Origin of the sequence: Phocaeicola sp. GP0067 (genome assembly GCF_031119655.1) — a bacterium.
Classification (GTDB): Bacteria; Bacteroidota; Bacteroidia; order Bacteroidales; family Bacteroidaceae; genus Phocaeicola; species Phocaeicola vulgatus.
Genome location: NZ_JAVHZY010000034.1, coordinates 1 through 25,701, shown reverse-complemented (window position 1 = coordinate 25,701; position 25,701 = coordinate 1). Strand labels below are relative to the sequence as shown.

Genomic DNA, 25,701 nt, shown 5'->3' with positions numbered 1-25,701 from the left:
TCTTTGTATTTTTGAATAATCAATTAAAAAACGATATTTAGTATTATGAAAAATATACTTGTTTTGTTGTTATTGGTGTTACCGGAATGTATATGGGCACAATCATACTCAGTTAAAAAGCTGGGAGCAATGGAAGGATTGTCTAATAATAATGTATTGAGTATTGCTCAAGATAAGCAAGGCTATTTATGGTTTGCTACAGAAGAAGGATTAAATAAATTTGATGGGGTACATTTTATCTCCTATTATAAGGATATTCCTGATAAATTACATATTACAGGCAATGAACTAAATTGTTTGTTAGATGATCCTATAGATTCTATATTATGGATTGGTACGCAACGTGCGGGATTGAATGCTTATAATTATAGTAATAATACTTTTACTATTTATAAACATGATCCTGGAGATCATAATAGTTTGATTACTGACGATGTGACCAGCATAAAGCCTGCATCTGATGGAAATCTATGGATAACTACGTATTGGAATGGAATTGATTATTTAGATAAGAAGACTGGAAATTTTATACATTATAATACAGAAACTGTACCTGGACTGGGGAGTAATAATGTATGGTCAGTTGTTGATGGGGGAGATGGTAATCTGTATGTGGCTCATGCTTTTCATGGATTTAGTATAATTTCTATAAAAGATAAAAAAGCAAAGAATTTTAGGCATAACCCTAACGATCCTAATAGTTTGCCAGGGGATGGAGTTGTCTGTATTTATAAGGATAGAAATAATAATATTTGGTTGGGAACCTCCGAAGGGCTGGCTTTGTTCAATCCGGAATCAGAAAGTTTTATTCACTTTAAAGAGGCTAAAGGGGAAAAACATGTTGTATTTGATATTAGGCAGATGGATGATAATAGGCTTTGGCTTGCTACAGAATTTGGGGGAATTGCTGTATTGGATTTAACGCAACGGTTATTTGTGTCTTCGGAAGATGTAAGATTTAATTATATAAAAGCAAGTAATGATGAATATGGTCTGTCTAGTTCTAGCGTTCGTTGCTTGTTTCAAGATTCTTTTAATAATATATGGGCAGGTACATGGGGTGGAGGAATTAACTTCTTAAGCCGTGACTCTTCTTTATTTAATGTTTATAATTATTCTCCTATTCCAACAGCAGAGAGAAATTTAACAGACAAAATGATTAGCACGGTTTGTGTAGACCAAGATGGAGTATTATGGATCGGTACCAATGGAGGTGATATTAATGTTTTTTCAAAAGGGAAAAGAGTCGCTATATATGGAGCGGATGATGGAGATTTGAATGGAAATCCTGTTCAAGCATCTTTATGTGATACGAAAGGGAATTTATGGTTTGGACTATTTAATGGTGGGCTATGTTACTATAATAGAACTCAGAAGTATTTTCGTCAAGTATTCTCTAAAGATAAAGCTTTGATTGATGTTCGTGCTATTTATGAGGATGATCATCATACCATATGGATAGGTACTAGTGAAGGGGTTTATAAAGCAGGCTTGGATGGACAACTTTTTTTGGAGCATTATATAGAGAATGAACAAGTACGTTGTCTCTTTAAAGACGAGCAAGGCTTTCTTTGGGTAGGTACATTTGGAGGTGGAGTTTTAGTATATTCGCCAGACTTTAAAATGATTAAACATTTTTATACGGCAGAGCAATTCCCTTCAAATACAATTAATAGTATTTATGGAGATAGTAAGAAGCGTATATGGGTAGCTACTGGTGAAGGGTTAGTATGCTTTCCTTTTCCAAACAATATGAAGTACCAGGTGTTTAAAAGAGGAGATGGTTTGGAGAATGCCCATATACGTGCTATTATGGAAGATGCTTCCGGGCGTATTTGGTGTAGTACAAATAAAGGGATAAGTTGCTATATTGCGGTTAAGAATAGCTTTTATAATTATGGGCGATGGGATGGAGTTCCTATTGTTGGTTTTATGAGTGGTAGTGTTACTCATGATTATGATGGCAATATTTACTTTGGCTCTTTAAATGGATTATGTCGTTTTAATCCTGAAATGGTATTGGCAAAGCGTGAAGCTCCTTCAGCTATTATGACAGGCTTGAGAATATTTGTACCAATATCGGAAAGAAAAAGTGAGGAAAAGATGATAGAACTTCATGGATGTCCTGCAGTACGTTTAAGCTATATGCAAAATAACTTCAGCGTCACCTTCAATATACAGAATTATGCCTTGGCCGATCAAGTGGAATATGCTTATATGTTGAAAGGGTTGGAAAATTCATGGTATACAGTAACCGATCCTAATAATGTGACTTTCCGTAATATACCTCCGGGAAATTATTGTTTTCAGGTAAAGACAAGAATACGGAATCAGGAATGGGCGGATGAGATAGCTTCTCTGGATATCCGTATTGACCCGCCTGTATGGCTTACGTGGTGGGCCAAGTTATTTTATATTCTTTCGGGTGTTTCTGTCCTGTATTTTATTCTTCATGCCTATAAAAAGAAACTGGATATGGAGTCTCTCTATGAGTTGGAGAAGAAAAATCATGAGCAGGAACAGGAGCTGAATAATGAGCGTTTACGTTTCTATACCAATATCACACATGAGTTGCGTACTCCTTTGACGTTGATTCTGGGACCGTTGGAAGATATGCAGAAAAGTAATTCTTTATCTGGGAAAGATTCACAGAAAATATCGGTTATCCATCAAAGCGCCATCCGATTGTTGAACCTGATTAATCAGATACTGGAGTTCAGAAAAACGGAAACCCAAAACAAGAAATTATGTGTAAGTCGTGACAATCTGGCAGCCCTTGTACACGAGATCGGACTGAAGTATAAGGAATTGAACCGGAAACCTGAGATTGATTTCTGTCTTGAGATTGAGCAGGAAGATATGTCTTTGTTTTTTGATAAGGAGGTAGTAACGATTATACTGGATAATTTGATCTCCAATGCTATAAAATATACAGAGAAAGGAACTATAACTTTAGGATTACATCAGGTGGTCCGGAATAATATACACCATACGGAAATCAGTGTGAGTGACACCGGTTTCGGTATTGCTCCCGATGCATTGCCTCATATTTTTGACCGTTATTATCAAGAGGGAAGCGAACATCAGGCTTCAGGAACAGGTATTGGTCTGGCTCTGGTAAAGAACCTGGTAGTTTTGCATGAGGGGGAGATCAGGGTTGAAAGTTCTTTGAATGTGGGAAGTACTTTTTATGTCAGTCTGCTGACGGATAACACGTATCCCCATGTGCTGCATGCTGACTCGACGGAGAAAACTTCCGATGAAAAGGACGAAAAAGAAGAAAATATAGAACCTGTGCATAGTGGTAAGCGTATTCTGCTGATAGTGGAAGATAATAGGGACATCTGTGATTATATTGTAGAATCTTTCTCGGACGATTTTGAAGTGAGGACTGCCGCCAATGGTGAACAAGGTTTGGAACAAGCATTGGGCTGCATTCCTGATATTATAGTCAGTGATATCATGATGCCGGTGATGAACGGCATTGTGATGTGCCGGAAATTGAAAGAAGACTTGCGTACCAGCCATATTCCCATTATTTTGCAGACGGCAAAGGACTCTTTGCAAGATAAGGAAGAGGGGTATCAAGTGGGTGCTGACTCTTATCTGACAAAGCCTTTCAGTGCTACTTTGTTGCATAGCCGTATCCATAATTTGCTTGAATCCCGCAAGTTGTTGGCAGAGCGTTTTAATACGAATTCCATACTCATTGACAAACGTGCGGCAGTAACCGAGTCTATGAATAAATTGGATAATGAGTTCCTTGAGAAGATTAACAAGCTGATTGAAGATCGTCTTTCTTCTGAGAAGATAGACATCGGCTATTTGTCGGACGCCATGTGTATGAGTAATTCTACCCTATATCGGAAGATGAAGGCATTGACTGGACTTTCCACCAATGAATATATCCGCAAAATAAAGATGCAATATGCGGAACGTTTGTTATTAGAGGGGAAATACAATATTTCAGAAGTTGCGTTCAAGGTGGGAATTAACAGTACGGTCTATTTCCGTCAGTGTTTTAAAGATGAATTCGGTATGGCTCCTTCTGATTATCTGAAAAAGATAAAACCGGAATAGAGTGGTTGTGTAAGCTGTTTCTTCCATATAGTTAAGCCTTTTTTTACAGTCATCTGCTACAGTCTCCGCCAGTGGACTGTAAGGTCTGCTTGGGTGGACTATACAGTCTGCTGCAATGGGCTCTACGGTCCATTGGCGGAGTCTGTAGTAGGTAACCGTAAGAAAAGACTTAATTGTAGGCAAGAAAAGCCTTAGTTAATAGGGAGATTGGACTTTGAAGGAAAGTTGCTGTTTCTCAATTTGTATGTTTATAAATGATTGTAGAATGCTTTTACCGTTTCCCATTTATAATAAGGGGCAATAGGGCTGTCAATGGGTAATTTGACTTCATTTTCATTATGTAGCAATTTTACAATAACTTCTCCTTGCTTATTCTTGAAAAAGATTAATTGAAGGTTGGCTCCCATAGGTGAAACACGGAAATCTTGCCAGGCCAGGTAATATCGGTCGGGATCTGTTTCTTGATTGGAGCATCCTTCTACTTGCATGAGTGCCAACAGACGGATCAGGTTGGTATCATGTCCGAAACGGAGGGTGGCGCAAGGAGTTCCTTCACGGATGGCGCGGTCGGCACTTTCTATAATATTCTTCAATAAAGATTTTGCACTCTCGGGGGCTGCTCCCTGATTGACGGGAGCATTGGCATTGCAAATATACATCCGATAATTCACAGACTGCCAGATACCGAATAATTCTTCTTTTTCAAACAAATCATAAAAGGATAGAGGCAACTCTACATCTTGCATGTCGGAAGCAATCCAATAAAGTCCCATCATGAGCTCGCGGGGATTCCTGACTTCTTTGGGATTTTTGAAAAGTGAAGCGATTAAACGTTCCGGATGAATATGATTTTCTTCGAATGTATGGAAAGCTGTTCTCCATGGCGCACTTGCCGAACCCAGCTTTTCGGCTTCGGGTGAAGTATAGGCAATGTAGTCCATGTGTCTTTGGTTGGCTTCGCGGGTGATCTGGAGGGAGGGGTTTAGTTCTTTCAGTTGTTCTGTGAATGCGGACATGCTCATGATACAACGTACGGAAACGCTCGAACGCGCTGATATGTTGGCGCTGTCCCGGAATATATGGGGATATTGTTGATAAAGCCGTTTGGCAATGGCTTTGTGTTGTCGTTCTCCTAATGGGGTCAGGTTTCCTCCGCGCCCACGGGCATTTTCCCATACTTTCTGGAGTCTGAGCCTCACATCTTCACCTAAATCGGTAAGTCCTGATTTATTGTGAAACGTATCAAAGACACGAATGACTTCTAGATAACGTTCGTCCGAAGTCATCCAGCGGGACCCATGGCGTCCGTAATGGCTGATGTAGAAAGGACTGTAACCTTCGGGTACCGGAGTTTGTATGCCGTTTGGTGTGGGATAAGCATAATAGATGCTACCCATTTTTTCCGGGCTTTGGATGATTTCTTCTTTCAGATTGTGTGCGGGGAGATCTATGGGAGCTACTTTCCAATTGATGCCGAGCGGATTATTTTGTATTTCCCATATCAGAGGGAAATCCGGATTATCCATAATCCACATTTCGCATCCGTCTACTGAGTCGTTTACATGCAGTAAGGAATAGCCCATAGCTTGTGACTTGGTATCAGCCAGTTGGTATTCTGTCTGATTATAATGAAATGCCTTTTGGCTTTTCAATTCCTGAAAAGCGGTTGCTGAAAGTAGGGCAAAGGTTTCTTGAATGGGGAGACAGATATGTTGTCCGTCTTCCGGCTGTAAGAAGCTTAGTCTGACCGCCGTTTTTAAAGCTTCTTGGGGCATGGCGTAGCTGCCTGATTGCCATCGGGTGTTTCTTTCAATTCCCCAATGTAGATAAAGGGTGTCGTTGGACTGATTGAAAGTAAATTGGTACTTTCGGGTTTGTCCATGCAGTTTGAATACAAATAACAGAGGGTTGGTAATGATATCTTGTGCCATTACATTTCCCATCAGGCTGCCGATAAGCAGAAAGCATATAAAAAGTTTTTTCTTCATCGTATGTTACTCTTTAGATTCAGGAAATAGTTTGCTCCCCCAGTTACCGGGACTAGGGCCCATTTTTAAAACCAACTCGCCTCCTTTGATGATATCATTATGGCGGATGGCGGAATATGGATAATTCTTTCCATTTAATAAAATCGACCGGATATACTTGTTCTTTTCGGAAAGCCCTTCGGCTTTGATCGTGAATGTTTTGCCTTCCTGTAAATGGAAACGACTCTCTGTCAGTAGAGGGGTATGGATTAAATAATAGTCTTGTCCGGCATTGGGGTACAACCCCATCATGTGGAATACCAACCACGATGACATGGCTCCGGAGTCATCATTTCCGGGAAGACCGGCAGAACCGTCATTATAGTTCTTCTGGATAATTTCATGGATGCGGTCGCCGCTTTTATCCGGACGCCCTACCCAGTGGTATAGGCAGGGAGTGAGGAAGGAGGGCTCATTATTCACATTGAAGAAACCCTTGTCAAAGAAAATATCCAGCCGTTCGTCAAACTTCTCTTTTCCGCCACATTGTTCAATGAGTCCGGGTACGTCATGCGGAATGCTGAGTGAATATTCCCAGGAGGAGGCTTCATAAAAGAACATGTTCCACCAAGGAGTATACCAAGGGCCTTCAAAGGTAACGGGGGTATATGTGAAGGTGGGTTTCTGGATATGGGAGTTTCCGAAAGGTATTTTGTCTAACCAGTTTCCTTCTTTATCCCGGGGAAGTATGAATCCTTTGACTCCTGCATGTTCATAATCGGCCCGCCACAAGTTCTTCCAGTTGGAAGATTGTTTCAAGTATTGCTGGTACAAGTCTGTCTTGCCTAGTCCTTTTGCTACTAAGGCTATGGCATAATCACAATAGGAGTATTCTATTGTGCGGTTTCCGGCTCGGGGAATACCGTATGGAATATATCCCAATTCCAGATAAGGAATCAGTCCGCCTCTTCCCTCCGCTTCTTCGTTACCTCCGGGCGGTATGGTCGCATCTTTCAGCATAGCTTCCAAAGCCAGATGGTAATCTATGTTTGGTAGTCCTTTTACAAATGCATCGGCTATAACAATTTCGGCGTTGGAGCCGCCTTGTGTCCGTCCGTTACAATTTCCGCTTCGTGCATCAGGCATGTAGCCGTCCCGTTTATAGATATTGATCAGTGAACGTACAATGTCTGTTTCTCTTTGAGGGTCAATTAGTGTGATAAGTGGAGTTGAGGTGCGGTAGGTGTCCCAGATAGCATAAAAATCATCATAATAAGGTTCCGGATCACTCCATAATGGATTTTCACCGGTACGGTCTACAGGCATTAACATGGTATGGTAGATACCGGTATAAAACATACGCTTATATTTTTCGGGTGTATTTGAGGCTATATCAATGCGTTGCAATAAGTTTTCCCATTGTGCCAATAAGGCTTGCCGGGTGTCCTCAAATGACCAATGAGGTATTTCGTTCCATACATTCTCTCTGGCTTTGAGAGAACTGATAAATGAAATTCCGACTTTCAGTTGAATGGTATTTGCAGAAGAAGGGAAACGCAACAAAGCTCCGGTTTTTTGTTGGGAGTCTGGCTGGTATCGTTCATTGCTGATCTGGTTTCCTTTCCATGTGGTCGTTTGTACAAAGGGATGGTCGGTTACTGCATAAAAATAAACGGTGTAGGCACGTCCGTTATTCCAACCTCCGCGAATACGGGTATATCCCATTACTTCGTGATCGGATATGATTTGAATTTCCGAACCTACAAATTGTTGTGCTTCGCGGGCATCGGGGGTCGGTTGTTCACCCAGGAAGAAGCCGGCGTCAACCAACAGGGATTTTAAGGAATCTTCGGGATAGGTGAATCGGTAGAATGAGGCGCGTGGAGCAGTTGTTATTTCAGTATATATGCCTGTTCTCTGGAATTCGGTAGCATAATAGCCCAAGCGGATTGTTTCATCTTTGCGATAGTCTATATGATTGAGCTGATCCATACCTTTGCCAAAAGGCATGACAAGTATGTTGCCATATTTAGGACCTCCTCCTGTCCCGCTGACGTGTACTTGGGAGAACCCGTTGACTTGTTCGGGCATAGGCAGCCAACCACTATTGGGATGGACAGTGCAATCGGGCGATGGTTTCACCATACCATAAGGGCAGGAGGGACCGATAAATACCCGTCCCAGTCCTTCCGAACCGATTTTGGGATCTACGTAATCAGAAAGTCTGGCTTCCTGTGCCGCGACCGTCACGGGCAGCAGCAGGAAGACCAGTCTTAACAAAGAAACTTTGAATGGAATGTGGGTCATAATTATTTCTTGTTTATTTTTACACGTATTGTATTCTTCTCTTTGATATCTCCTCCGGCTTGTGTCAATTGAGGGAAGGCCCAATAAATGTTACAGCCGGTAATCCGGATATCCGAAGCGGCGTCCAGATAGAAAGCATAAGTCTTGTCATATACAAAACCATCTCCGTTACAAGGACGTTTGTCATACACACCGCCTTCATAACCGGTACGTTTTAACAACTTGACATCTATTTCATCAAAATAGATATGATGCACTTTCTCCGGAGTGTCTCCCCCTACGAAAATGCCGTTTTCACTAGTGCATTTAATCTGATTGAAGAAAATGTTGCTGACTTCTCCCGAGTGTCCTTTCGTTGCACCTTTGGGGAAACGCCAGCCTGCATCTTTATGATTGCCTACGGCACGAGGGTATGAGGTGACATAGATAGGTTCCGCTTTACCCCACCATACATCAGAATAGAACATACAGTCTACTAATATATTGGAGAAAATGACATTGCTCACAGTACCTTCATCCCGGTTTTGTATGCCGATGCCCCGGTTGCTGTTTTTGATAATGCAATTATTGAATAATACATTATCAATCTTGTCCATATTTTCCGAGCCTATCTTAATAGCGCATGAGCGTGAAGTCATGACACAATTAGTTACTACAATATCTTCGCAAGAGCCATATTCTTCAAATTCCCGACGATTCTTCAGGCAAATGCAGTCATCGCCCGATTCAATGAAGCAGTTCGCTATACGTACTTTTTTGGAGTGATCCACATCAATACCGTCGCCGTTGCGTATTTTTAGATTATTCAATAAAGAGATGCCGTCAATCAAGGCATCGTAACAGCCTATCAGGTGTATTGTCCAATAGGCGCTGTTCCGAATCGTGATGTCACGGATAACGGTCTTCTCCGCATTGATAAGGGTAAGCACATGTGGGCGTGGGTCAAAATCAGTGACGGGCTTCAGCTCGTAGGAATCATCCAGCTCTTTGCCCATGAAGGCGATTCCGTTTCCGTCTATTTCTCCTGTACCGGTAATGGATATTTGTTTTAAGTCTTTTCCACTGATCCACATCATTCCTTCGCCACGGTTTTCGCGGAATGCGCTTTCTGTATAGATGCTTTCATCGGGGTTGGCCAGCAATCGGGAGTTGGGTTCCAGATGAAGGTTCACATAGGATTTCAAATATAGCGGACCGCATAGAAAGGTGTGTCCGGCAGGAATGATTACGGTTCCGCCACCGGCAGCGGAACAGGCATTGATGGCGCGTTGTATAGCGGCGGCATCATCTGTTTGTCCGTCTCCTTTGGCTCCATAGGTCATGATGTCGTACGTGTTCCCTTGATGGGAAGTACTGCATCCTGTCACAAACAACAGGAGGCAGCATAAGAGGCTGATGATAGTTTGATTCTTCATATGGATTGTTTTTTTATTTTTTGTACTTATTTCATATTGTCGGGAGGCAGGCTGAGGGCGGATGCTCCCCAGTTTGTATTAGGGTTCGGGCCCATCTGGAACTCTAATGTTCCTCCCTGTACTATATCTTGGTGTGTAAAGTAATTCTTGTCATATTCTTTTCCGTTTAGTTTTGCTGACTGGATATATATATTTTTTTTGTTGGCGTTGTGGGCTAATATGGTGAATGTCTTTCCGTTTTCCAAGCGGATGCTCATCCGGGGAAAAGAAGGACTTCCTATTATATAATAAGGTGTACCGGGACATACCGGATAGAATCCCATAGCAGAAAATACATACCAGGCAGACATCTGTCCTGCATCATCATTACCTGACAGACCACCGGGAGCATTCAGATATTCTGTTTCCATAATATGACGTACCTCCCGTTGGGTTTTCCAAGGTTGTCCGGCATAGTTGAAGAGGTAGGCTATCTGATGACAAGGTTCGTTTCCGTGCCAGTAGCGGTGTTCGCTGAACATGGAATCCAGTTTGGCAATGTATTTTTCTTTTCCGCCCATACATTCCATAAGTCCGTATATATCATGGGGGGCATACCAAGTATAATGGCAGGGAGCTCCTTCGGTGATGAAGCGGGTGAAAGAAAAGGCGTTACCGGCATCGGTGAGGAAACTTCCGTCAGCGTATCTGCCTTGGGCATATCCGGTGCTAGGGTTTATTACGTTACGGTAATATCGTGCACGTATCATTAATGTATCATAAAGTCCTGTTTTTTGTGGATCAGGAAAGTAATCATCTGATGTTTCCAACTTTTGCAGGACTTGGGCCAATACGAAATCATCGTATGCATATTCTAAAGTACGTGACACTTGTTCGCAGGTATGAAAGGCCTCCGGTACGCTGTCTTCCAAAGGAATGTATCCATATTTCAGATAAGAATTCAAAGCACGCCGTCCCATTCCGTTTTTATATTCTTCATAGGTGGCGGGAGTCCTGAATGCGTTCCGGAGCATTCCTTCGCAAGCTTTGTTGATATCAAAATTACGGATTCCTTTGATATAGGCATCTCCCAGTGCGGAGATGCAATGATCGCCTATCATGGCTGCGGTATAACTGTTCCAACAAGGAAATATAGGCAGCCAGCCGCCTTGTTCATATTTGTCCACCAATGATTGCATCATGTCTCCGGCTTTCTTTGGGGTTAGGATATTGACTAAAGGATGGAGAGCACGGTAAGTATCCCACATACTGTAATCTTCATAGTAATTTCTACCGTTGGCTGATTGTCTGAACGGGTGTCCTGTGGAAAAAGAAGGATAGCGCCCGTCTACATCATTGAATGTACGTGGCAGGAATGAGGCACGGTAGAGTGCTCCGTAAAATTTCTCTTTATCGTTTCGGTTGTTTGTCTGTACTGTAACTTGTGAAAGCCTTTGTTCCCAGATGGAGTTCAGTTCCTGTCGGGTGCGGTCAAAATCCCAATGAGGTATCTCGGTGTCCAGATTCTTTTGAGCGCCTTCCATGTCAGTAAAAGAGGAAGCGGCTTTGATTAATATGGGTCCTTCTGAGTGTATTTTGAACCGGAGATATGCACCTATACCTGTTCCATCGGCTATCTGTCGTTGTCCGGCGAAGAGACTGTCATGCCGGAATGTACCATATTCTTCTATTTCATTTTGATATTCAATGATAAAGTACCCGTTGTATCCGGCGGGTTCTCCCCAGCCTTGATAGATGCGGTGGACGGGATTGTATCCGCGTATCTGTTTTTTTATGGTATCGATTTCAATATATCCTTTCCCTTCATCACTGTTAGGATTGACTATGAGATAAGCATCTTCCGGTTGGTTATAAGTGAATCGGAAAATGGCTGAACGGGAACGTCCGGTCATTTCTGCAAAGATGGAATAATCTTTGAGAAGGACAGAGTAATAGGCGGGCGTTGCTGTTTCTTCTTGGTGAGAGAACAGGCTTCCTCTGTCTTGGGGAAGATATTTCAGTGTACCCGATACAGGCATCAAGGTCATGGAACCGTAATCCTGTGTACAACCTCCGACAATCCAATGTGAATTGCGGAAACCTTGTATTTTCGTATCTTTGTAATAATAGGGAGCCTTACATTTTGCTTCTGTATCTTGTGTTTGGGGAGTCCAAAAGTTCATTCCGTTGGGCTCTAGAACAGCAGGCAGCGTTTGCCCGTACTCTTCGGTATTTTTGCCGAAAAGTTCTGCGGTGTGGGTTGCGCTTGGTGCAGTGCCCGTACGGGTATCTACGTAGAACAGTAGGGATTCTTCCTGATGACCGATACAAGCAGTAAACAGGCTGCATATAATCAGCAGGTAAGATAGGGTACTTTTCATAGCTCTTCTTGGAAAAGGGTTATTTTTTAATCTCCTGATGGAGTATTTTTATAAAGAGTTCCGGCCGGTCCAGATTGACTAAATCGGGATGGACTTCAATCGCTTTTTTATATTCTTTTTCACTCGCATTCTGAATAGCAGCCATTATCTTGATATGATTGCTTTTGCAGAATTCTTTGAATTGAGGAGTGATATTGAGGATATCTGTTTCTACATAGGCCGGGGTGCATATTTTCATCCATTTCTCCAAAGCCGCTATATTGGAGGCATTTACTTTAATCTTCATTTCCGGAGCGATTTTGATAAATTCTTTCAGCATTTCTGAGTCTGCAAACCAGAAGAAACTTTTATTTTCATATCCTTTTTGGCGTACTAATGTAATCAAATCTTTTATCGGAGTTCCTCGTTTTACATCAAAAAAAATGTGTGCCTTTCCTTGTAGGGTATCTAGCATTTCGGCTATACGGGGTACGTGAATGCCGATAAATCGAGAACTGAACCAACTGCCGGCGTCTAATTTTTCAATATCTTTGGATAGCATATCTTGAATGGGACCTTTACCGTTGGTAGTACGGTCTAAAGTTTCATCATGCAGATTATAAAGTATATTGTCTTTACTTTTGCGCACGTCCACTTCTATCCAGCCGGCTCCATGTTTCAATGCAGCTAGAGCTGATGGAATGGTGTTTTCCGGCGCTATATGGTTCGCTCCTCTGTGTACTACGATTTCGATAGAGTCCTGGTACATCATTTTATGGGCATGTATAGGAAATGGGAATAATACCAAGATGGATGTCGCGATATGAAGTAATAAGATTTGATGACGTTTCATGAATTATTTTTTGCTTTAAAGGTTTTTATAAGAGCTTGCCGTAACAAGCCCTTATAAAAACTTATTTAATTTATCAATAACCGTAATTTTGCTTCCAGTTGGTGTTTGAATTCATCAAGCCGACAGATACAGGGAAGATTCTACGCCATTTCTCGGTCTTGGCTTCCGGATGATATTGATTTTTATATCCCCAGTCGTCTTCGAACTTTCCAAAACGGATTAGGTCATTGCGACGCCATGTTTCTGCGTAAAATTCACGTGCACGCTCTTCAAGCAACTCGTCCAATGAAGGAGAATGCTCCAATAATGGAGCGTTACAGTAGCTGCGTATTTGGTTGAACAGGGATTGTGGCGTATCACCGTTCGTAGCTGTTGCTCCCCGTAGAATAGCTTCTGCTTTCATCAGCAGAATATCTGCATAACGGAAGATAGGTACATCATTGCTTTGATTCCGGTTATAGAGGTTATAATCGTCTGCTTGAATAGCCCATTTGATGCATCGGTATCCCTGGCACCATGCGTTCAAGTCATTTCCAAGATCCATTTGGTCATTCAAGATGGTGATATTCTTGGTGAGGACAACTTGTTGTCCGTTGTATATATAAGGTTCTGTTCCCATTGTATGTGTGCTGATGTCATAATAGTTGATCGCACCTTTCATGATGATGTCATTGCGTTCATCTCCTTCCAGGCAAAAACGGTCTGCTGCTTCAGGAGTGACGATGAAAACGCCTCCAGCATTTTTGGATAGTGTTATACCGAACAGTCCTTTGCCGTCCGCGCCGTCATTGTTGAATTTAGGCCAGAATTGAAAACGGGCGTAAGTATTGGCTCTGGTTGATGTTTCATTATTTTGGTATGGCATTGCATAGATGAAATCTTTGATCTGATAGCCGTTGTCCGGCATGAATTTCTTGCGATAACCATCACTGAGGTTGAAATGACCAGAGGCGATGATATCATCGCAATATTTTATGACATCATTCAATTTGGAATTAGTCATGCTTGGATCATAAGTAGCTACATCATCACAGGTATAAACAGCCCAGTTTATATAGAGTTTGGCAAGGAGAGCCTCAGCCATCCATTTGGTTGGCTTGCCATAAGTGGAAGCATCAACATCTTCTTTTAAACCGCCGGAAGCCAAAGCACGAAGCAGGTCGCTTTCGATAAATTTTGTAATTTCGGAACGGGGAGAACGGTCGATAGCTTCAGAATCGCCGATCAAATGGTCTAATTTGGGAGTTGCTCCGAATGTATCCATAAAAATAAAATGATAGAAAGCACGCATGGCAAGTGCCGGAGCAATCAAGGCTTCTTGTTCGGTATTGTTTTCATCCTCTCCACCCAGGTCAAAAATTGCTTGATTGCACTTTGTGATTGCAGCTGGAATATCACCGGCCCAGTCCACGTGTGCGTCTCCTGGAAGGCTGGCATGAAGAGAGGAATGGATATAATTGCCGCCATCATACCAGTTACCACCAAATGTCACTGCCATGAATTCATCAGAGGACAGCAGGGCAGCTTCCATATAACGACGTCCTAATGCTCCGCCGAATCCATAATACAAACCTGCCATTTTCGCTTCTTTGGCAATTTCGGAATCCGGGTATTCTGTATAAGTGGATTTAAGATCCACATCTAGATCTGTGCAGGAGGAGAAGGTGAACAGACCACCTACTAGCCAGGTTATTAATTTTATGCTATTTTTCATATCAGTTTTCAATTATATGGTTAGAAATTCATGTTTACACCGATCATAAATGAACGGGTACGCGGATAGTAATTGGTGCGTCTGTCCATACCCGGTTCCAAGCCTCCAAGGTTGATTTCCGGATCACGACCGGAGTAACCGGTAATGGTGAATACATTATTACAAGTAGCGTATAGCTTGAGCGAGTTTATCCAGTTACCAATTTTGCCGAAAGTATATCCCAATGAAACCGAGGACAGACGGAAATAACTACCGTTCTCTATCCAGCGATTGGATGGTGCTTGAGATTGTGTGTCTGTAGCACGGTGTTCGGTAGCTACGCTTTTTAATACATTGCGGCCTTCTTTCACAAAAGAAACATTAGAGTATTGTTCTGCAGTGGCGTTGTAGATATCTTGTCCAAAAACACCAGTAAAGAATAAATCGAGATTCCAGTTCTTGTATTGGAAGTTATTGCTCCAGCCTAAATTTAAATCAGGTTGTGCACAGCCGGTAATAGTACGGTCTCTATCAGTTTCAGGATCTGTGGTCGTTTCGCCTGTACGCTCACCCGTTTCAGGATCGTGTACATAAAAGATGGATACTCCTTGGTTATTGTAGCCGGCCCATTCGTAGGTGTAGAAGGTGCCGATAGGATGTCCTTCCATGATGCGCTGTACGTCTGCATTTGAAGAATAACCTGCGATTTCAGGATCGGCTGCACGGATATAATCTACGGAATATTCACTGTTGGATATACTTTCTACGTTATTTTTATTATGAGATAAGTTCAAACTGGTTTGCCAAGAGAAATTTTTTGTTTGTATAGGAGTGGCATTAATGGTAAATTCAATACCTTTATTGCTGATATCTCCCACATTGGCCGGCATGGTTCCGAAAGGATAGCGGTTTGTGGAAACCTCGTAAGTGTATATCAGGTCGCTGGTACGCTTGTCATAGTATTCGATGGTTCCTCCTAATCTGCCTCCAAAGAAGCTGAAGTCCAGCCCGATGTTCAACATGGCTGTACGTTCCCATTTTAGGTCTGGATTGGCATTTGAGGCGGCTGCCAGGGTATGGTAACTATTCTGTGTGCCATTGGCGTTTGTATAGTTGAACCAACCTGAAGTACTGTAAGTCTGGATAGCCGAATAAGCTCCGAATCCGAGTGAGTTACCACTAACACCATAACCAACACGGAACTTCAAGTCATCGAAAACATTTAAATCTTTGATGAACTTTTCTTCGCTCATACGCCATGCCAACGATGCAGATGGAAAAGTTCCCCAACGGTTATTCTTTCCAAAAGCAGAGGAGCCGTCACGGCGAATTGTTGCTTGAAGCAGGTATTTGCTGTTGAAGGAGTAGTTGATACGTCCATAAAATGAGATCATGCGTAAAGTTTCCAAATGACCGTTATTATTGCTGGTGATACCGCCATTCTGCCAATCCATTTTATTGGCAAGGTTCAGATTATAAAAGGTGGTGTTATCATTGTAAAAGTCGTAGACATCCAGACCGAAACTGTCATTGTCATCATTCTGTTCCCATGAATAACCGGCCATCAGGCCCAGTTTGTGGATATTGGCGAATGTATGATCATAGTTTATGTATGTTTCAAGAATTTTTTTCTTGTTTTCTGTTGCAATACGTTTAGCTTCGCCATTTCGGGTGTTATATTGGGATTTGCTGGTATGGTATTCGTTCCATATATATTGTTCGTCTTGATAGGAAAGACTTAAGTTCCATTTCAAGTCCTTAGTGATATCTAAAGTACCTTTGGCTGTTCCTTGAAGGAGTTTCTTGTTATTTTCAAAAGTATCTTCATTGATCATGGATACAGGATTGAAGTTTTGGGAGATAGTTTTGTCGCTATACCAAGAACCGTCTGCATTGGTGACAGGAACTAGTGGAGAATAATAATTCATGGCATCGAATACGGATTGGCCATCTTTGGCGGAATCAACGGTGGTACCTTTTGATTGTGCGGCATTCACATTAAAGGCTAAGGTGAGCCGATCATTCAGTGCTTTGGTTTGCAAGAATGCGCGGCCGCCGAAACGCTCGAAATCTGTACCACGTACGATACCTTGTTTGTTTTGATAACTCATGCTGGCACTGTATTGAGTCTTTTCTGAACCGCCATTGATAGAAACGTTGTGGTTATGACTGATTGCTGTGCGCAGTACTTCATCGTTCCAATTGGTGCTTGCTCCTTTGTCATTCGGAAGAGTGATGTTATTTTCCTTGGCATAGGTGCGGAGTTCGTCGGCAGTCATCATATCTAAACGCTTGGCAATGTTGTCAAATGCAAGATATGCGCTGTAGTTTACAGAAGTGTGCTCACTTTTACTACCTTTTTTGGTGGTAATCAAGATTACACCGTTAGCAGCCTTGGAGCCATAAATAGCCGTTGCAGAAGCGTCACGAAGTACGTCAATGCTTTCAATATCTTCGGGAGCAATCAGACTTAATGACATACCGGGAATACCGTCAATAACATAATAAGGTTCCATTGCCGCACCGGTACGCAGAGAAGAAGCCCCACGTAAAGAGATAGAAGCTGTACCAGAAGTCGGGTCGCTGCTTTGTACTACCGTCAAACCAGGAACTTTACCTTGCAACAACTGTCCAGGGTCAGAATAAACTCCTACATTCAGTTTGTCTGCTTTCACAGTGGTAATGGAGCTGGTTACATCCTTACGACTCATACTGCCATAACCTACTACCACAACTTCATCTAATGTTTTAGAATCTTCTTCCATAATAATCTTCAAAGAAGATCCTTTTACTGTAATTTCCTGGGTAGTGTAACCCACGTAAGAGAATACGAGTGTCTTTCCTTGTGCTACATTCAGTGTAAACTGTCCGTTAAAGTCAGTGATAACACCGTTGGTAGTACCTTTTTCGACTACATTCACTCCGATAAGGGGTTCTCCGGTCTTGTCTGTGACAATACCGTTAACTTGATTTTGAGCAAATGCCAGTGTACTGTTTAATAGGAGTAATGCAAAGACTACTATCTGTGCAAATGTCCTTTGGGTTAGAGATTGTACGTTTAGCATAGAATTTAATTTTGGTTTTGATTAATATGTTCTTGTTTAATACTGCATAGTTCTCTATATATTATGAATTGGTTGTTACAGTTTGATGTATATTTTCTTAAGATATAGCGGATAACCGATACACCCCAAAAACAGAGTGAAAACGAGGGCGTAGACAGCTGAGGCAAGGTAGGTGTCGGTTATTCCTGAATGAATGGCTGCATAGGCTGCCGCCTTCCATCCGGTACTTCCCATCATAATGGCAAGTACTTCGCTCAGTACATAGAGGAATAGGGGGTTGACGCCGAAGATGATGAAGAAGCGGCACCATTTTTGTTTATTCCTTATGTCTATATAATACATTAATGTGGCAAGTGACATGGAAGCCGCTCCGCAGGTCACCAGAACAAAAGTAGGAGACCATATTCTTTTATTTAAAGGCAGCGCATCTGCCAACAAATAGCCGATACTCATCAGAATGAATCCGGTCAAGAACAAACGGAGCACTTTGTTTTCTGTCTGATGGCTTTGTATTATCCATTTTCCACATGAAAAACCGATACAAGTGTGGGCGATAGCAGAGAGAGTGCTTACAAATCCTTCCGGATCAATCGGGCTCTTCTGATAGAGATGCGCTTCGCCGAAAAGTTGCCTGTCAATGATGGATAAAATATTGCTTTCATCGCAGGTATAACCGTTCCCCATGCATAATATGACAGTGTAACTTACCAGTAAGATAAAGGTTAATGTGGGGATGAACTTATGATTCATAAATAGGGCTGTAAAAGAAATAACACAGTAACATAAAGCAATGCGTTGCAGTACCCCGGGGATGCGCAGATGGACAAAAGGCAGGAAGTCACCTTCACATACATGGTCAAACCAACCGATTGCCCATCCGATGCATAGAATAAGAAATGTGCGTTTCAATATCTTGGTTACCACTTGTAGGGAAACGTTGAAATTGAATTTGTTCAATGAAATATATGTTGAAATACCCATGATGAACAGAAAGAAAGGAAAAACCAAGTCACAAGGTGTCAGTCCGTTCCATGCAGAATGTTGTAAAGGTACATACGACACTTTGCCTCCTGCATTGTTAACCAGAATCATTCCTGCTACAGTGATGCCCCTGAGTGCATCGAGTGACAAAAGCCTTTTTTTAATGGGCAGTGCCTGCTGTGCGGTTTCTGTATCGAGTTCTTTCTTTTTCATCTTACTATCAATTGTTTATCAATGTTATAGCCTCTTTCGCTACTTCTATACAATCACCTTCGGCAGATGCCGCATAGGTGTTCTTTGCCAGTGTCCATGGTTCTTCCAGGGCATACCAATCTATGGTCATGGCTGGATTATCGGCAGTGGGGGTTGATGAATTACCTACTGGCAGTACAGGAAGTTTGCCATCCAGTTGGTCTTGCAGTACTTGCCAGTATTTTTCCCAACGTTTATAATAAAAGTCGCGCAGTAGTCCGTTCCATTCTTTATGGGCATAATCTCGTAACTTACCGATGTCGGCGCAGTAACGGTTTCCCCATGTGGTAATTTGTACGCGGGCATTCCATTCGTAGAGGTCTTTCTCTTCAGATGTACTTCCTAGATTGCGCGCTTGTTGAATCCAGTTCCCTACTTTGAATTCTTTGCGTGTGCCCAACAGTTTGTCTTGCATTATCAGTAGTTCCAAGAACTGTCGGGTATGTGTGGCATAACTTTTTTTATCGAAGCTTTTAAAGTCGGCAACAGCGTAATTGTACACTATTCGGGCACGGTCGGCAATGGCTTGTCGGGTGATATCAACTAGATCATATTCAAAGTTGTTGTTACCGCGATATTTGTGTGCCACGCTCACCATCAATCGTGCGGCTTCTGCTGTGGTAGTGGGGTCGTAATAGTTGCACATTTTGCTCCAGCTGGATGCTTGGAAATTATTCAGTGATGGGCGCCCGCAAAAGATACTTTCGTGAGGACCTTGTTGGTTGTTGCCTGCCGGACAGTTGTAGATACCGTTTGCCAAGATTTGCCAAGCTTGCCAGATAGATTCATCGTCTGTGCCATAGCGTGCGCGGATGTATTGTTTTATCCATTCTTCTTTGGTAAACTTTTCTGCACGCCAAGGTAGTTCGCACATCAGTTCGAACATAACGGGATTATTTTCAATGCCTTCCATTGTCAGACCGATGCCTTTTAGCTGAGCGGCCAGTGGGTTGTCTTTGGTTAGGTAAAAATTATGAAGAAGTTGGTCCATCCTTCCATGCAAACCCACGTTCCCACCGAAATTTTCCAACAGGCAGAACAACCAGTTGTGTTCTTCGTATCCTTTGTCTCGTTTCCATATAGAGGGAATGCCCCACATGGGACGACATTCGCTAAATAAATCAAGGATGAGCAGATCGCCGGGATTCAGCGCTTTCATCATTTCCGGGCGTGGATTTTCTGTCCATCCCTGCACCACCCACACAGCTTTTGGATTAGCCTTTTTCATTGCATCCATAATAGCCTTGCCGGCTTTGCCGAAGTCTAGTCCGGCAGGCAAGCTTTTGGCTTCATGAAAAGGATCGATGGAGTAGTAGTCACTTGTTCCATACAGCTTTTCGGTTTCTTCGTAAAAAAGGCTGGCAATCTGGGTAAACTTGGGATCGTCGGGCAGTAAGATTCCCGGTCGGTCAAACCCGTTCCATTTGTTGAGAGTGCTTTGGGCGGATTCCGAGGAAGTGTTGCTTAATGTTTTCTCTTCTTTTCCACCATCAATACGTTTTCCCAAATCCAGTTTGGAGGGGATCATACCCGAGTAACCGGGCAGTACGGGGTGCATTCCCCATTCTTTCATTCGTTTCAATATTTTTTTCTGCAAGTCTTCTTGCTGTTTATACCAACTATCGGGGTTAGGGCCTCCCCAGCCTTCCAAATTGTTCATTTCCCACCAGGCAAGGAATGCTGGTCCGGCAATAAAATCATTGATTTGCTGTTTGGAAAATCCTAAGCGGAGTAATAGGTTACGCCACACACATTCATGTCCTACGGCAGCAAGTGGCAGGTTGATGCCATGCAGTGCCATCCAATCCAGTTCCTCTTCCCAACGTTTCCAATCCCAAAATGCCATGGAGTAGGAGTAGGTGCAGTAATTGAAATCATAACGCAGGGCCAGATTTGTTTCGTGGCGTTCTTTACGGAAGACGGGAGGAAGAACATTGGGTAGTGAGGCATGCATACTGTTCCATGACAGGTGGATTCCGGCATGATACTTTAAGTACCAGTTGATTCCGGTTGCTATATTAATATAGGTATTGCCTCGTATCACTACCTTGTCGCCTTTTTGGTCCAACTCGAAAAAGTCATTTGAGCTTTTGTGTAGTTCGACTACGAACTTGTCCGATGCTCCCTTGTCTATCCTTTCCAGCATTTCCTTGATGGGGTTTGCCAGTATACCGGAGGGGAGTAATATCAGCCAGCTCAATAATAAGAATGTGTTTTTCATATACATTTGCATTTCTGTTTTTTACAAATGTAAGGGAAACAAAGCTTTTTATAGGAGAATATGGTGCACAAATGGAGTAAAATAGTAAAGTGAACTATTTTTTTCCAAAATATTCGCTTGGAAGTACTCCAAACAGCTCTTTGAAGCATTTTGTGAAATATTTAGGGTCGTTAAAACCTACGGCATATGCGATTTCTGCAACAGAAATGTCACATTCTACTTTGGTTAAAGTGTCTTTTGCCACATTTAATCGGTAGTTTCTCATGAATTGACCAATGGATTGCCCTGTCAAAGATTGTAATTTCTGATTGACTAAGGTTTTGCTGTATCCCATATCGCGGATAAAGCGCTCTAAGTTATAATCCGAGTCGGCATAATGTTCTTTCATTAAATTGATTGCCGATGTCATAAATGTGTTGTCTTTGGAACTAGCGTTTATATTCAATGTTTCACAATTCATACTAGTGGAGAACATGGATTTGTATTTCTGGCGTAAGGCAAGTATATTTCGGATACGTAATCTTAGAATAACCTCATCAAATGGTTTGCACAGATATTCATCTACTCCTATTTCATAGCTGATTCTTTCTTGGGCTTCAGACCGGAGGGCAGTGAGCATGAGAAAGGGGATGTGGGAAGTAGCCAGATTAGCTTTTACCCGGCGGGATAATTCATTCCCGTCCATGACGGGCATCATCAGGTCGCTGACAATCAAATCAATCGTTTCTCTTTGAATCAAGTAAAGAGCTTCTGCACCGTTCTGTGCTTCTTTTAATTGATAATTGTTTTTGAGAATGGAACAAATATAAGTACGCATATCTGCATTATCTTCAACAATGAGGATGGTTTCCTTTTTCTCGTTTCCATTGGCAGGAATGGAAAGTGGATGTTCATTCTGCTCATATTTTTCTTTTTCTGATTTGGCTTGGGGGATACCTTTTTCCAAAGGTAATAGTATTCTGAAGAAAGCTCCTTGCTTGGGATTGTTTCCTGCATAGATGTTGCCTCCGTGCAGAGAAATGATTTTCTTACATAAGAATAGTCCGATTCCTGTGCTGCTTTGTCCATAAACGGGATATTTGATGCTCTTTTTGGATTGGTAGAAGCGTTCGAAAATACGTTCTATATCTTCGGGTACGATACCATTACCTGTATCTTTTATATCTATGAACAGCCAGGTATGGTTGTCTTTGTCGGTAAGGGAAGCCACATACAAACTTATTTTTCCATAATCGGGAGTGAATTTAACAGCATTGGATATCAGATTAATAATGGCTTTGCGCATATATTCAACATCAAATATCCAAAACGGGGTACAGAGCCGGAAGTAGGTGATGATGTTTATGTTCCGTTCATGGGCAAATACTTCGAAAGGCATTAATATATTTTGTATAAGGCGGATAAAGTTTTCGTTTGTCTTATTTAATACAACTTTGTCTGCATCTAACTTTCTGAAGTCCATTAATTCATTGACTAGTGATAGCAGATAATTGGAATTCCGTTCAGCTATTTGTAGCTGTTTCTTTACTTCCGGCTCATGGCTTTCGTCAAGGGCGCGTTGGATGGGACCGTTGATTAAAGTGACTGGTGTCCGGAATTCATGAGTGATATTGGTGAAGAAAGCAATTTTTTCTTCCGTTACCTCCTCGACGTGTCGTGCCATTATTTCTAGTTGTTTATTTTGTAACTCTAGCTCATGGGTGCGTTGGGCTACTTCTTTTTCCAGTTGTTTTTTCTGTTGACGGTACAGACTTATTTTCCATTGATAAAAATAATAGCTGCCTACGGTGATCAGAATGGCAAGCAATAAATAGAACCACCAGGATTTATAGAAATAAGGAGTGATGGTTACTTTGACTTCCGTTATTTTATCGGACCAATGTCCTTTCTCGTCTGTGGCACGGACTTGGAACACATATTTTCCGGAGGGAATGAAATTGTATCTAGCAGTATGTTCGCCAGGAAGGGTTTCTGTCCATTCATTCTCATAATTTTTCAAGCGGTAGGCATATTTCACTCGGTTACAGTTTCCATAGTTTAAGGTGGAAAACTCGATGGAAAAACCATGATCTTTTTCGTGCAGACGGATGGTATGTAAATTTGTTACCGCGCAGGGAGTTTTTCCGTCTGCTGGAGGATAGACCATGGTACCGGCGACACTGATTGAGGTCAGTTTGACTTTGGCATCCTGTTTTTTGGTCTTGGCTATATCGGGGGTGAAAGCGACTAATCCGTTTATAGTACCGAAATATAACAGGTTATTTTGGGGAGAATAATAAGATGCGTTCCAATAAAACTGATTATTGGGCAGTCCGTCTTCTTTTGTATAATTGGTGAAAGTCATGGTTTGTGTATCCAGTTGGGCGATGCCGTGGTTGGTGGACATCCACAGATGTCCCGTTTTATCTTCCACAATACCTATAATGGTATTATTGGGTAACCCGTCCTTGCGGGTGTAGTTATGAAATGTGAACTGTGTTCCGTTTTCTTCCGCTAGTTGATATAGTCCGTTCCCATTTGCCCCCAGCCAGATGGTACCATTATGATCTTCTATGATACAGTTTATTTTTTCTAATTGCAATGAAGTGGGTTCCGTCAGTTTATGTTTTAAATAGGTATAGCTGAATTGTGTGGAGGAAATGGAGAACGAGTGTAAATCCATAATGAAAACTCCTTCAGATGTTCCCATCCAAAGGCGTTTCTTGCGGTCGATAATGATGGACCCTACCGCATCGAATTCATTGTCGGAACGGTCAAACAAGACCCGGGTGAAACGCTTGGTCTTTTTATGGTAGAAATGAAGCCCTCTGGTAGTACCAAACCATAAACCATTGTTCATGGTGTCTTCACAGGCACTGCTCAGGAAATCTCCTTCCAGTCCTATGGAGTCTTCCCGGATATGGCGTTGGAAAGTTTGGTTATGGGGGATGTTCAGATTTAGTTCATTGATTCCGACTCCCCAAGTATATGCCCATAAATGATTTTCGGAATCAATGAGAATGCCACGGATAGAGTTGTTACTGATGGAAGTGGGATTGTTCTGGTCAAAAGTATAATGAATGAACTCATCGCTGCCTTTGCTCTTTTTGTTGAGTCCTCCCTCTACTGTTCCTACCCATAGATTTCCGTCTTTGTCTTCGCTGATGGCATTGACTGGATTGGGGGAAAGAGAGGTTTCTCGAAGATAGTTATATTGCCACACATACGTTTGCAGACAATTGGGAGTCAATAAATTGATTCCTCCTATCTCGGTCCCTACCCAAATATTCTCATTGTCGGTCAGCAGGCAGTTGATGAAATTACAGTTCAACGACTTGTCAGGCATTTCATTGTTTTGGCGGATATAAGTAAAAGTATCGGTATCCCGATTGTATACATTGAGTCCGTTCAGAGTAGAAACGATGACATCTCCTTTGCTAGTCAGTTTAACTCCGGTTATATAGGCTTGACTTAGCATTCCGGGGCGATGATTGGAGTAACGGTACCGGTTCAAACTCTGCCGGGTATGGTTATACTTGAAGAGTCCGCGATTGGTTCCTATCCATAACAATTCCCCGTCAGTTTCCATGCAGAGAATTCTCCAGTCTTCTGAGAAGGGTTTCAGCAGCTCCGATACCATGCTGGTTTTCAGTAAGTGGTTGCTTCCTTTTTCAATACGGCATACATGATTATCTATGCCTGCACAGATGTATTCTTGCAGGTCAATAACAGCGTGGATGGGGGATTCTGTATCTTTTTTCAGTTTATAGTAATCTTTTATTTGCCCGTCTACGCCTAGTTCCAGATACCATAGATTCTTGTCTGTCGATATCCACAAATTATCCTGCTTGTCCCGATAGATGGATGCAATGTAGTTACTTGCTAGAGATTTCAATTCGGCAGGCAGTTCTTTGTCCGTGTCTATCTGTGTATAATGTTTCAAGTCAATGAGGTCTATTCCTTCTTCCGACCCTATCCAGAGTCGTTGAAACTTATCCTCACAGACTTTATGCACGTAGTCGTTTTTCAAGCGAATGGAGTGGGATTGGGAATTATAATGAATGAATTGATAGCCATTATACCGTCCTATTCCATTATTAGTAGCTACCCAGATATATCCTTGAGTGTCTTTGTAAATATCATTGATGAAGTTATGGGGTAACCCAGTATCTTCTGTAATGAAGCTGAAATTATATCGGTTGAAAAAGTTATGTAAGTTTTCTCCAAATAAGTTCAATACTCCTCCTGTAAGTAGAAGAAGTGCTATAATGTGCGTTTTCATATTAGTAATTGTTTCCCAACAAATGTAAATAATAGTAAGATAGTTCCAAAACATTTGAGTGGAAATCTTGTATCTGAGAGTAATATAAGGAAAATGGCGGCTGGAGATTACAATGGAATTACAAAAGAATGTGATGAAGGCTTTTATGATATGTATGATAACAAAAAAGGCTCGCTATCTGCGAACCTTTGTGCTCTTCGTCTTGGACTTGAACCAAGGACCCTCTGATTAACAGTCAGATGCTCTAACCGACTGAGCTAACGAAGA

The 25,701-nt window shown here is 42.0% G+C and carries 11 protein-coding genes and 1 tRNA gene; 1 reads left to right on the top strand and 11 read right to left on the bottom strand.

Translation table 11 applies throughout. The features are described 5' to 3' along the window. Positions 1–45: 45 nt before the first annotated feature. Entirely contained in the window at positions 46–4,080 is a 4,035-nt protein-coding gene (locus RE317_RS18610) for a hybrid sensor histidine kinase/response regulator transcription factor (RefSeq protein ID WP_303266272.1), read from the top strand. A 248-nt stretch (positions 4,081–4,328) separates the two neighbouring features. On the opposite strand, the gene RE317_RS18605 is transcribed toward RE317_RS18610, so the two are convergent. The 11 genes from RE317_RS18605 to RE317_RS18555 all read right to left on the bottom strand — a co-directional run bounded on the left by RE317_RS18605 (position 4,329) and on the right by RE317_RS18555 (position 25,701). Then, the gene (locus RE317_RS18605; protein WP_022508478.1) at positions 4,329–6,068 is read right to left on the bottom strand and encodes a histidine-type phosphatase; all 1,740 of its coding nucleotides are present in this window, start codon (positions 6,066–6,068) and stop codon (positions 4,329–4,331) included. A gap of 6 nt (positions 6,069–6,074) precedes the next feature. Further along, positions 6,075–8,354: a GH92 family glycosyl hydrolase gene (locus tag RE317_RS18600; protein WP_117873378.1), complete on the bottom strand. Its 2,280-nt coding sequence runs from the start codon at positions 8,352–8,354 to the stop codon at positions 6,075–6,077. 2 nt (positions 8,355–8,356) lie between these two features. Next, positions 8,357–9,769 carry a glycoside hydrolase family 28 protein gene (locus RE317_RS18595; protein ID WP_117873376.1) on the bottom strand — a complete coding sequence of 471 codons (1,413 nt, stop codon included), beginning with the start codon at positions 9,767–9,769 and terminating at the stop codon, positions 8,357–8,359. 26 nt (positions 9,770–9,795) lie between these two features. Beyond that, positions 9,796–12,129, bottom strand: a complete 2,334-nt coding sequence (locus RE317_RS18590) for a GH92 family glycosyl hydrolase (RefSeq protein ID WP_117694738.1) — start codon at positions 12,127–12,129, stop codon at positions 9,796–9,798. A 19-nt stretch (positions 12,130–12,148) separates the two neighbouring features. Then, positions 12,149–12,961 carry a glycerophosphodiester phosphodiesterase family protein gene (locus tag RE317_RS18585; protein ID WP_032938918.1) on the bottom strand — a complete coding sequence of 271 codons (813 nt, stop codon included), beginning with the start codon at positions 12,959–12,961 and terminating at the stop codon, positions 12,149–12,151. A gap of 73 nt (positions 12,962–13,034) precedes the next feature. Next, positions 13,035–14,675 carry a RagB/SusD family nutrient uptake outer membrane protein gene (locus RE317_RS18580; RefSeq protein WP_117873388.1) on the bottom strand — a complete coding sequence of 547 codons (1,641 nt, stop codon included), beginning with the start codon at positions 14,673–14,675 and terminating at the stop codon, positions 13,035–13,037. Between the two features lie 20 nt (positions 14,676–14,695). After that, positions 14,696–17,719 (bottom strand): TonB-dependent receptor, encoded by a 3,024-nt coding sequence (locus RE317_RS18575; protein WP_117873374.1) that lies wholly within the window; start codon positions 17,717–17,719, stop codon positions 14,696–14,698. 75 nt (positions 17,720–17,794) lie between these two features. After that, a complete protein-coding gene (locus tag RE317_RS18570; protein WP_117873372.1) occupies positions 17,795–18,913 on the bottom strand; it encodes an acyltransferase family protein in 1,119 nt (372 codons plus the stop codon). A 7-nt stretch (positions 18,914–18,920) separates the two neighbouring features. Further along, positions 18,921–21,185, bottom strand: coding sequence for an alpha-N-acetylglucosaminidase (locus RE317_RS18565; RefSeq protein WP_117873370.1), 2,265 nt, complete (start codon positions 21,183–21,185; stop codon positions 18,921–18,923). 82 nt (positions 21,186–21,267) lie between these two features. Further along, a complete protein-coding gene (locus RE317_RS18560; RefSeq protein ID WP_117697552.1) occupies positions 21,268–25,488 on the bottom strand; it encodes a two-component regulator propeller domain-containing protein in 4,221 nt (1,406 codons plus the stop codon). 139 nt (positions 25,489–25,627) lie between these two features. Next, a tRNA-Asn gene (locus tag RE317_RS18555) sits at positions 25,628–25,701 on the bottom strand.